Here is a 12,254-nt window from a genome sequence, read left to right on the forward strand (position 1 = left end):
TCCCTGCGTCACACCACGTGTACGCCGTTCTGTACCCATAAATGGTGGCTCGGATCCTCCTGAGGGGTGTATTGGGTGTAATCGACACCGTCGAGCTGATGAGTGCCGTCGGCTAGCCAGCGATCGGTCATGTGCACGCTGTCTGCGCTGTTGCCTTTGATTACCAGGGTGTCGTTGTCCGAGGACGTGATGGCCAGCACATCGGCCAGGTTCAAGGTCAAGGACACGGAACTGGTGTGGTTGAGGTCGAGGATTTCAATGTTGTGAATCCGGTTGTGCAGATCCCCCAGATTGATCGTCGCATCGCCCCCGGCCCACAGCAGGGTATCCGTGCCGGTACCACCATCCACGGAGGCGAATGACTGGTCGGCAATGATCAGCGTGTCGTTGCCCGCGCCGCCCTCCAGGGTGATCGCCCCGCCATGGGAGCCATCCAGCGTGTCGTTGTCATTGGAGCCGTGAAGCGTCTCGGTGCTGGTGGTCGTGGCAGCGACCAGCGCCGTGCCGTGGTCTTCGGTGGGGGCAATGGACATCGACAGTGCGCTGAACGACGTGCTTGCCACCGCGCTGGCCGGGTCGAGGTCGATGGTCAAGGTCGCGGTGTCGGTGGTGCCGTTCGGGTGGGTCAATTGATAAGTGAACACGTCGGCATGCCCGACGACCGCACTGGTCAGCCCGCTGTTGAGCGTGTAGGTGTAGCTGCCGTCAGCGTGCACCAGCAGCGAACCGTAGGTGCCCGTGATCGTGGTGCCGTTGTAGCCTGGGGTCACGTAGCTGCCCGCCACCAGCACACTGAGCACGGTGTAGGGCGAGCCCAGCATGTCGACGCCGCCACCCGCGGTGTCGGTCAGCAGGTTGCCCGACACGGGCGTGTAGCTGCCGACGACGAACTGATTGGTCGAGGTCGCGGTGTTTATCAGGCTGGTGTTGACCGTGCTCAGCACACCGACACCGCCCACCACGACTTTCACCTGATAGGTCCCGCTGGTCTGGCCGTCGAAGTTGATGCCGTAGTTGCCGCCGCCTAGGTTCAACAGTGAGCCACCCCCATAGGATTTGACGAGCACGTATTGACCCGTGGCCGTATTCAGCTTGTACAGCCCGACGGTGGTCGAACCGAGCAGGCTCAGCAGGTTGCCGGCGTTCAGAACCACGGTCAGGTTGCTGACCGTGTCGGCCGCGACGCTGGTGGTGTAGGTGCCACTGCCGCCACCCAGCAACACGCCGAAGCTGCCCAGCGAGGATTGCGTGGTGGTGACCAGGTTGGTCAAGGTGATCGCCGAATGGGCGATGTCGTTCGTTGCGTCCACCAGCGTCGCAGGGCTGGCCAGGTTGGCATCGCTCCAGACCTCGGTCGCCTGCGGGCTGTCGATGCGCACGTAGATATTGGCCGTCGCACTCAGGCCATTCGGGTGCACCAGTTGGTAGCTGAACACGTCGACCTTGCCGACGCTGCCCACGCTGCCATTGCTGGTGTAGGTGTAATGGCCGCTGGCGTCGATGGTCAGCGTACCGTACAGGCCCTGCACGGTGGTGCCGCCCCCAGCCGCCACGTAGCTGCCCGCTTTCAGGATCTGCAACACGGCGCCGTTGTCGGGACCGGTCTGGTCGACCTGACCGTTGGTGCCGACGTCGGTGATCACGTTGCCGGTCGTGACTGCCCCCGGCGTCCCGTTGAACTGGGTGAGGCTGGTGATCCCCAGTTCCAGCCTCGTGTTGACGGCGGTCAGCACGTCGACGCCAGCGTTGGAGACGACCAGTCGATAATCGCCACTGAGCAGATCCGGCAGGTTCACGCGCACCCCTATACCCGCCAATCCGATGACGTCGAGCAGGCCGCCGTTGCCGCCGGTTCCGAGGGTGACCCAAACCCCGCTGGCACTCTTGACCTGCAGCGTGTAGTTCAGCGAGGTCAGCACGCCGACGATACTCGGCGAATTCAGGAACAGGGTCGGGTCAACGCTGGTCCCGGCGTTGACCGTGAAGCTGTAGACCTTGGACGCGCCCAGGAGCAGGGAGCCAAACGAGTCGGTGTAGGACTGCACGGTCACTGCCGGTGCGATGTTCACGGTGGCGACGGCGAGGTTGTCACTGGCGGTCACCGGCGCGTTCGCATCGATGTCCGGTGCTGTGACGCTCGCGCCTACCGAAACGTTGCCGCGGTTATCGGTGAGGCTGACCACCAGCCGTTCGCCGTTGATCTGCGCGGCGTTCAACGTGATGCTGAACACACCCGTGCCGCCGACCACCCCTGTCCCGAGGACCACCCCCGCAGACGATTTGACGGTCACCGTCGAGCCCGCTTCCCCGGTACCGCTGAGGCTCAGGCCGTCACCGCTGACCACCAGGGTGGACGCGGCAGCCGGTGGCGTCAGGTCCGGCGCCGTCGCGGTGGCACCGACAGACACGTTACCCGCCCCGTCGGCCTGGGTCACGGTCAGCACCTCGTTGTTGATCTGCGCGGCCGTCAAGGTCACGGAGAAGGTGCCGTTGGCCGCCACGGTGGCGGTGCCGAGTAACAGGCCCGCCGCATTGCGGACGCTGACGGTTGCGCCCGCGACCCCCGTACCGGTGACTAGCGTGCCGGTGGTGCTGACCGCCACCCCGACAGGCGCCGCCGGTGGCGTCGTGTCGGGGGCAGTGAGCGTGCCCGCGACCGAGACGTTGCCCGCGGTATCGACCAATCTGACCGTGAGCGCCTGGCCATCGAGTTGCGCGCTGTTGAGCGCCAGGCTGAACGTTCCGGTGACGCCGATCGTGGTCGAGCCCAACAGGGCACCGTTCGGTCCGTACACGTTGACCGTGGCGCCCGCTTCGCCGACGCCGCTGAGGGTGATGCCATTGGCCGCCAGCAGCAGCGCAGTGGGTGCGGTAGGCGCGGTGACGTCGCCAGCGGTGAGTTGGGCCACAGCCGATAGGTTGCCTGCCGCGTCGCTTTGCTGGACGTTCAACACCTGGCCGTTGAGTTGTGCGCTGTTCAAGGTCGCGGTGAAGGTCCCCGCGGCGTTGACCACGGCGGTGCCGAGCAGGGTCCCAGCCGCACTGGTAATTCTGACGGTCGCGCCTGCCTCACCCGAGCCGCTGACCAGCAGGCCCGCGCCACTCAAGGTCAGGTTGCTCAGGGGGGCCGGCGCGGTGACGTCGGCGGCCGTCAGACCGGTGGCCGCAGAGACATTCCCCGACAGGTCGGCCTGAGTCACGCTCAGGACTTGCCCATTAAGTTGCGCCGCATTGAGGGCCACCGAGAAGGTGCCGTTCGAAGCCACCACGGCGGTGCCCAGGCTGACGCCGCCCGCCGTTCGCACGGTCACCGTCGCGCCGGCTTCGCCCAAACCACTGAGCACCAGCCCGGCAGTGTTGAGTGCGAGTGCAGTCGGCGCGGCGGGTGGTGTGACGTCCGGCGCTGGGACGGTCACTGTCGCCGAGACGTTATTGGCCGCGTCGGTCTGGTGCGCGCTGAGCACCTGACCGTTGAGCTGGGGCGTGGTGAGCACCAGGCTGAACATGCCATTGGCGCCGACGAGGGCGGTGCCGAGTACCGTACCGCCCGGCGCGTTGACGGTCACCGTCGCCCCCACCTCACCGCGCCCGGTCACCAGGGTGCCTGCGGCATTCACTGCTAAGTCGGTAAGGGCCGCCGGGGCCGTCGTGTCTGCCGCCACGAGTGTTGCCGGCAGCGAGACGCCGCCCAGCGACGCCGTCGCGGTGACTTGCAGGCTTTGGCCATTGGTCTGAGCGGCATTGAGCGTCACGCTGAAATGCCCGGTGCCGTCGGTGGTGGCCGTGCCGAGCAGGGCATTCCCAGGGCCGTACACGGTGATCGTGGTGCTGGCGGCGGCGTCCCCGCTCAGGATCAGCCCGTCGGCGCTGAGCGTCAGATTCACCGGCGCACTGGGCGGCGGGGTCGTGGGCACGGTCAAGAACGCATCTGCCGAAACGTTCAGGCTGGCGTCGGTCTGAATGACCCGAAGTTGCTCATTCGGCGCGACCGTTCCCGTCAGCGTGATGAGGAACGTCCCGTCCGCCCCGACGATTGCCGAGCCGAGGGGGCCCCCCGACCCGCTCACGACCACGGTCGCGCCGACTTCGCCGCGGCCTGCCAGTTGCGTCAGGGCCGCATTGAGCGCGAGCCCCGTCACCGCATCGGGATCAGTGGTGTCAGGTGCCGTATAGGTCAGTACCGGTGACACGTTGGCCTGAGCATCCGTTGCCGTGATCGACAGCAACTCACCGTTGGTCTGCGCCGACGTGAGGGTGAGGCTGAACGTTCCATCGGCAATCGCAACACCCCGCCCGAGTTCCGCGCCGCTGGCCGAAGTGACGATCACCGTACTGCCGGCTTCGGCATGGCCGGTCAACGAGAGGCCACCGGTCAACAGCACATCGAAGGGGATCAGCGGCGGCGTCGAGTCCGGTGCCGTGACCGCTGCCGTGGGCGAAGTGTGGAGCGCCGCATCGGTTTGCACCACGGTCAGCGACTCGCCATTCAGCTGCGCACTGGACAAGGTGACGCTGAAGGTCCCATTGGCGGCGACGGTCGAGGTGCCCAGTACGGTCCCCGACGCATCGGTCACCCTGACCGTTGCGCCGCCTTCACCATTGCCTGTCAGGGTCAGGCCGTCGGCGCTGACCGCCAGGCCGCTGACGGCAGAAGGCGTGGTGACGTCGGGCACCTGATAGGTGAGGACATCCGAGCGGTTGGTCGCGGCGTCCGTTTGCGTCAGGCTCAGGACTTCGCCGTTAAGTTGCGCGGACGACAGGCCGACGCTGAAGGTGCCGTTGGCCGCTACCGTCGCAGTGCCCAGCACGCCACCGTTGGCACTGGTGACAGTGACTGTCGCGCCCGCTTCCCCGGTCCCGCTTAGGGTCAGGCCGTCAGCGCTCAGCAAGGTGACCACTGGCCTGTCGGGTGCAGTCCGGTCGGCAGCGATCACTGTGGCTTCGGACGACGCGTTCCCTGCGGCATCGATTTGCACCACGGACAGCACTTGCCCGTTGAGTTGTGCGGCGTTCAAGGTCACCGCAAAATTGCCGCTGGCATCGACCGTGCCAGTGCCCAGCGTGATACCTGAGGCATTGGTGATCGCCAGCCGTGCGCCTGGCTCGCCGGTCCCGCTCAGGATCAGCCCGCCGGTGTCCAGCGCCAATTGCGCGACCGGCACGGGGGCGGTGGTGTCGGGTGCCACGACGCTGGCGGCTGTCGATGCGTTGCCCGCGGCGTCGCTGAGCACCACATTGACCTGCTCGCCGTTGTGCTGCCGGTCCGGCAGGTTGATCAGGAAACGGCCGGTGGCATCGACGGTTCCGGTGGCGATCTCAGTGCCATTCAAGGTGATGCTGACTGTCGCGCCCACTTCGCCGGCGCCACTGATCACATCGCCCGCCGCGTTGAATTGCAGGTCCGTGGCGGCCGCTGGCGGAGTCAGGTCGGGTGCGACGACGTTGACGGGCGCGCTGATGTTTCCGGGCGGGTCGGCCTGCTGCACGCTGAGCACTTGATGATTCAATTGGGCGGCATTCAGCGTCACGCTGAAGGTGCCATTGCCCAAGACGAGCGTCGTCCCCAACAGGTTGCCACTGGCGTCCTTGACCGTCACGGTAGCGCCCGGCTCACCGCTGCCGGTCACGACCAGCCCCGTCCCGTTGATGGCGACGTTGTTCAGAGGGTCGGGCGCCGTAGTATCCGGTGCGTTGAGCGTTGCGATCGGCGACACGTTACCGGCAACGTCGGTCTGGGTGAGGGTGAGCGGCTGTGCATTGGTCAGCGGGGTGCCCAGCACCAGCGTGAAGGTTCCGGTGCTGTTCACCGTCGCAGTGCCCAGTACGTTGCCAGCGCTGTCGGTCACCGTCACCGTGGCGCCGGCTTCGCCTTGCCCGGTCAGCGTCTGGCCGTCACTGGAGATGGCCAGTTGAGTCAGCGCCGCGGGCGCGGTGGTGTCCACTGAAGTCAGGTTGCCGGCCACCGAGGTGTTGCCCGCGGCGTCGGTCAAGGTCACTGACAACACTTGCCCGTTGGCCTGAGGCGTGGTGAGGGTGATGGAGAACCCGCCATCGATGCGCACGATGCCGGTGCCCAGCAACGTTCCGGCGGTGTTGTAGACGTTGACCACCGCACCTGCTTCACCGGTACCTGACAGGAGCGTGCCATCGCGGGTCACGGCCAATGCCAATGGGGCATCGGGCGCGACGCGGTCGGGGGCGGTCAGGTCAAGGCTGGGCGACTCGTTGCCACTGGCATCGGTCTGGCTGATGTGCAAGGTCTGACCGGCAATTTGCGCGGTGGTCAGCGTGACGCTGAACGTGCCGTTGCTGCCGACCACGGCGGTGCCCAGGGTGACGCCGCCGTTCCCGGATACGACGACTGTCGCACCGGCCTCGCCGCGACCGGTCAAGGTCGTGCCATTGGCCGTCAACACCAGGTCGCTCAAGGCGGACGGCGGGGTGACATCGGCAGCGACATAGTCGGTGGCGATCGAGTTGATGCCGTCACTGGAGGTGGCGGTGGCGAATACCTGTTCGCCGTTGAGCTGTGCGCTGGAGAGGACGGCGGTGAAGGTGCCGTCACTGCCGACCAGCGCGGTGCCCAGCACCACGCCTGCGGCACTGCGTACGGTGACGGTGCTTCCAGCGGTGGCATTGCCGGCGAGGGTCAGGCCATCGGCGCTGAGGGACAGATTGGTCGGCGCGGGTTCTGCGAGGGCGCCGGGCGCGACGACCGAGACGCCAGGTGAGGCATTACCGGCCGTATCGGTCTGAATGACGTTGACCGCCACGCCCGCGCTGACACCTGGGGACAGGGCCAGGCTGAATTGCCCGTTGGCATCGACCGCACCGCTGCCGAGCAGGTTGCCGTTACCGTCGCGTACCACGACAGTGGCTCCCGCTTCGCCATGCCCCGCCAGCGTCGCGCCGTCCGCCGTGATCGCCAGATCACTGACGGCCAGCGGGGCAGTGGTGTCCGCCGCCACCAGTGACGCGGCAGGCGATGGGTTGCCTGCGGCGTCGCTGGCCACGACGCTGAGGGTCTGGCCGTTGACCTGTGCGCTGCTCAGGGTGATCTGGAAGGTGCCGTTGGCGGCCGTGTTGCCGGTGCCGATGACGCTACCGGAGGCATCGCGTACCGTCACGGTGCTGCCAGGCTCGGCGCTGCCGGTCAATTGCAGCCCGGCGCCATTGAGCACCAGCGCGAAGGGGGCGTCCGGGGGTGTCAGGTCCACGGAAACCACCGTCACGGCCGTGGACACGTTGCCCGGTGGATCTTCTTGAGTGACGGTCAGCACCTGGGCATTGAGTTGGGGGGTATTGAGGGTCAGGGTGAAGGCCCCGTTGCTGGCGACCAGGCCGGTGCCCAGCAGAACGCCGTCGACGCTGCGCACCGAAACGGTCGCGCCAGGCTCGCCGTGGCCCGTGACCGTCAGGCCATCGGCATTGACCGTCACCTGAGAAAGCGCCGCAGGTGGACTGATGTCGGGGGCGGGGAAGGTCACCGACGGCGATACGTTGCCGCTGGCATCGGTCTGGCTGATGTCCAAGGTCTGGCCGTTATTCTGGGCGGGCGAGAGGGCGACGATGAAATGCCCATCGGCACCGACGATGGCCGTGCCGAGCACCGTGCCGTTGGCATCGGTGACCTTGACGGTAGCGCCGACTTCGCCGGTACCGCTTACGGCGCTGCCGTCACCGCTGACCCGCTCAACCTGTACCACGGCCGGCGGCGTGCTGTCGGTGGTCGCCAGGCTGGCGGTCGGCGATACGTTGCCCGACGCATCGGTCAGCGTGACCTGCAACGCCGCACCGGTGGTCTGGGCGGCGGGCAGGGTCACCTGGAAGTTTCCGCTCAAATCCACGCTGCCGGTGGCGAGCACATTGCCCGCAGCGTCACGAATGGTGACGGTGGCGCCGGCTTCGCCCTGGCCGCTGACAACCGTGCCCACGGCATTGATACTCAAGCCCGTGGCGGCGGGCGGGGCGAGCAGGTCAGGGGCAATGAGGGTCAAGGGTTGCGACACGTTGCCTGCAGCATCGGTCTGGGTCGCCACCAGCACTTGCGCGTTGGTCTGCGGTGTGGACAGGGTGATAGCGAAGGTGCCGTTGCTGGCCACGGTTGCCGTCCCGAGCAGCACCCCGGCGCTGTTGGTGATGCTCACCGTCGCACCGGCTTCGCCCCGACCGGACACCACGCTGCCCGTTCCATTGAGGGTCGCGGTGGTCAGCGCGTCCGGTGCAGTGGTGTCGTTGGCGATGACCGTGGCGACAACCGAGCTGTGACCGGCGCCATCGCTGGCGGTGACATGCAGGGTTTCGGCGTTCAACCGGGCGAAATTCAGCCGAATGCTGAAGCGCCCGAAACTGTTGACGGTCGCGGTCTCGGCCGGGTTGCTGCCAACGACGGTCACCGTGCTGCCGGGCGTGCCCACCCCGGTCAGGGTCAGGCCGTCGGTGCTCAGGGCCAGCTCGCTTGGCGTGGCGAGCTGTGTGCCGTCAGGGCCGGCGAGGGGCACGGGTTGTGACGTGTTGCCCGTGGCATCGCTGCTGGTCACGGTCAGCGTGCTGCCATTGGCCGCCGGTGGCGTGAGGGTAATGACGAAGGTGCCGTCGGCGCCGACCGGGCCGCTGCCCACGACGGTCGCGCCGTTGCTGATGGTGACGGTCGTGCCCGGTTCCCCGGTGCCCGAGACGACGGTGCCCTGCGGGTCGATGGCCACATTGCTGACCGGTGCAGGCGGCGTGTCGTCGGGGGCAGTTACGGTGGAAGGCAGGGAGGTGTTGCTTCCGTCCGTCGCAGACACCTGCAAGGTTTCGCCGTTGTGCAAGGGGGTACTCAACGTCACCGTAAAGGTGCCGCTCGAACCCACAGTGACTTGCCCCAGTGCCGTCCCGTCGGCGCCACGTACCACCACCACGCTGCCCGCCTGGGCCTGGCCCGACACCGTGGAACCCGTGCCGTCCACTGTCACGCCGGTCGGGGCAGGGGGGGCGGTGACGTCCGGCGCGGTTACTGGGCTGATAGGCGACGACAGGTTGCTCGCATCGGTCTGGCTGACGCTCAGCACCTGGCCATCCAGTTGCGGCGCGCTCAGTGTCACGCTGAACGTGCCGTTGGCCGCGACCACCGCGCTGCCCAGCACCGTGTTGCTGGCATCTCGTACCGTCACGGTGTCACCTGCCGTGCCGATCCCGGTGACCACTGCGCCGTTGCTGCTGATGGCCACGTTGCTCAGTGCCACCGGCGCGGTGACATCAGGAGCGGTCAGCGAGGCATTGGCCGACAGGTTGTTGGCGGCATCGGTCTGGTTGACCTGCAGCACCTGGCCGTCGTTGAACACCGCGCCGAGCTGAACGGAAAAATGCCCTGTGTTGTCGACCACGGCGGTATTCAGCAATGCACCGCCCGGGCCATAAACCCTGACCGTGGCGCCGGGCTCGCCCGACCCACTGAGGGTGTCGCCTGCGCCATTGAGCACCAGAGCGCTCGGGGCAGCAGGGGCTTGCAGGTCGGGCGCAGGCACCGTCACCGGCTGGGAGGTCGAAGGGGAGCCGTCCGCCTGCACGATGCTCAGGGTTTGCCCATTGGTTTGCGCGGCATTGAGCGTGATTTCGAATTGGCCGTTGGCGCCGACCACCGCTGAGCCCAGTATCTGGCCTTGACTGTCGGTGACGGTCACGGTGGCGCCCACTTGACCGTTGCCGGTCACCACCAGGCCGTTGGCAGACACGGTCACCGCGGTCACGGGGTCGGGCGTGGAGGTGTCGGGTGCGGTCACCGAGGCGGGCGGCGAGACGTTGCCCGCCGCATCGGCCTGGGTGACCTGCAGTACTTGGGCGTCGGTTTGTGGTGTGTCCAGGGTCAGGGAAAACTGCCCATTGTTGCCCACCTGGCCGCTGCCGATCACGTTACCCTGATCGTCGCGTACGGTCACTGTGGCTCCGGCCTCGCCAAGGCCGGTCAGCACCGAGCCCGATGCGTTCAGCGCGAGCCCGCTCACGGCCACGGGCGGCTGCGTATCCGGGGTGATGAAACTGACCGCAGGTGCGGCATTGCCGGCGCTGTCGACGGCAGTCACCAGCAGGGTCTGGCCATTGTGCTGGGGCGTATTCAACGTGAGGCTGAAATGCCCGTCTGCACCGACGATGGCACTGCCCAATACGGTGCCGTTGGCGCCGGTCACGGTGACGCGCGACCCGACTTCGCCATCCCCGGTCAGCACCCGTCCGTCACTGCTCACGCTGATGTTCTCGGGTTGCAGCGGGCCGTCGAGGTCGGGGGCCGTCACAGGGGCGCCCGCAGAGGCATTGCCCGCTGGATCGGTGAGGACGACGGTGAGCGGCTGGCCGTTGGTCTGGGCGGTTGAAAGGTTGACCGTGAAGCTGCCAGTGACCAGCACCACGGCCGTGCCCAGTACATTGCCTTGGGCATCGGTCACGGTGACGGTCGCGCCTGCTTCACCACGTCCCGCCAAAGTGAGGCCGCTGTTGCTGACCGTCAAATCGGTGGCTTCGGCAGGCGGGGTGAGGTCCGGTGTGGTGAACGGAATGGTGACCGAACTCACGCCATTGCCGTCGGTGGACACCACGTCGATCACTTGCCCGGCCAGTTGCGCAGGGGACAAGGTCAGGGAGAACGTGCCATTGCTGTCGGCGACAGCACTGCCGAGCAGGTTGCCGCTGGCATCTCGGACCTGGACCAACGCATTGGGCGAGGCCGTGCCCGTGAGCTGCGTTCCGTCGGCACTGAGGGCGAGGTTGTCGGGGGTGGCAGGGCCCGTGGCCGGGGCAATCACGGTGACGGGTGACGACGCATTGTTGTGTGCATCGGTCTGCGTGACGCGCACGCTGTCGCCGGCGCTGACGGGGGTGGTCAGCGTAGTCTCGAAGGTGCCATTCGCTGCGACCACTACGGTGCCCAGCGGCGTGCCGTTCTGGCTGACGATGGTGACCGTCGCCAAGGGTTCCCCATGGCCGGAAATCCGGGTGCCATCAGCGCTGATCACGAGATCGGTGACCGGTGCCGGAGGTTGTGTGTCATCGGCGGTGAACACCACGGATGCCGAAGTGTTCCCCCCAGCGTCGAGGGCACTGACGTCCAACTGCTGGCCATTGATCTGAGCGGCGTCGAGGGTCAGGGTGAAGTTGCCGTCAGCACCTGCGCGGCCTATGCCAATGACGCGACCAGCGATGTCTCGGACGTACACCCGGGCGCCTGCTTCGGTGTGTCCGGACAGGGTCAGCCCGTCGGCGGACAGCGCCAGATTCGTCGGGGTCAGGGGGGGCGACAGGTCATAGGCCTGCACCGGGACATTAGCCGAAACGTTGCCCGCCGCATCGGTCATCGTCAGTTGCAGCACCTCACCGCCGGTTTGTGGGGGCGTGAGGGTCACGGTGAACGTGCCGTCCTGACCGACAACCGCGGTGCCGAGTACGTTGCCGTTGGCGTCGATGACTGTGGCGGTGGCGCCGACCTCACCGCGACCGGAAATCTGCGTACCGTCGCGAGCGATGGCGACGTCGGTGGGCGCGTCGGGAGGTGTCTGATCTACAGGTGTCCCAGGTTGATCGACGTCCGGCGCCTGCGTCTGAGCACTGACCGAGGTGTTGCCGGCGGCGTCCGTGGCGCTGATCGACAACGTCTGACCGTCGCTTTGCGGCGGGTTGAGCGTCAAGGCAAAGGTCCCATCGGCAGCGGCGACTCCGCTGGCAAGGACGGTGCCGTCCGCGCCGCGCACTTGCACGGTCGCGCCGGGCTCTGCCGTGCCGGAAAGCTGCGTGCCGTCGTTGCTGACCTGCAGGTTCGTCGGAGCATCCGGCGCAGTGGTATCTGCAGCAATCACGATGCCGGGCGCGGAGGTGTTGCCCGCCGGATCCGTGGCACTCACCGACAGCGTCTGGCCATTGCTCTGCGGTGGGTTGAGCGTCAGGTTGAAGGTCCCATCGGCAGCGGCGACTCCGCTGGCAAGGACGGTGCCGTCCGCACCGCGCACTTGTACGGTCGCGCCGGGCTCTGCCGTGCCGGAAAGCTGCGTGCCGTCGTTGCTGACCTGCAGGTTCGCCGGGGCATTCGGTGCGGTGGTGTCGTTTGCCGTGGTGGTGCTCGGTGCGGAGGTGTTGCCCGCGGCATCGGTGAGGGTCACGTTGACGCTCTGACCATTGGTCTGCGGTGCGTTGAGCGGGACGTCGAACCGCCCGTCGTTGCCGACCGTACCCGTTCCGATCACGTTGCCGTTGGCGTCGCGAACGGTCACCTGCGCGCCGACTTC

General features: G+C 67.0%; 1 protein-coding gene. It reads right to left on the reverse strand.

What is annotated here, in order from left to right:
* Positions 1-8: 8 nt before the first annotated feature.
* The coding region (locus DBP26_RS22225; protein WP_146752957.1) for a BapA/Bap/LapF family large adhesin at positions 9-12,254 on the reverse strand (12,246 nt) is incomplete at its 5' end.

Source organism: Pseudomonas sp. RIT409, from assembly GCF_003052515.2.
Classification (GTDB): Bacteria; Pseudomonadota; Gammaproteobacteria; order Pseudomonadales; family Pseudomonadaceae; genus Aquipseudomonas.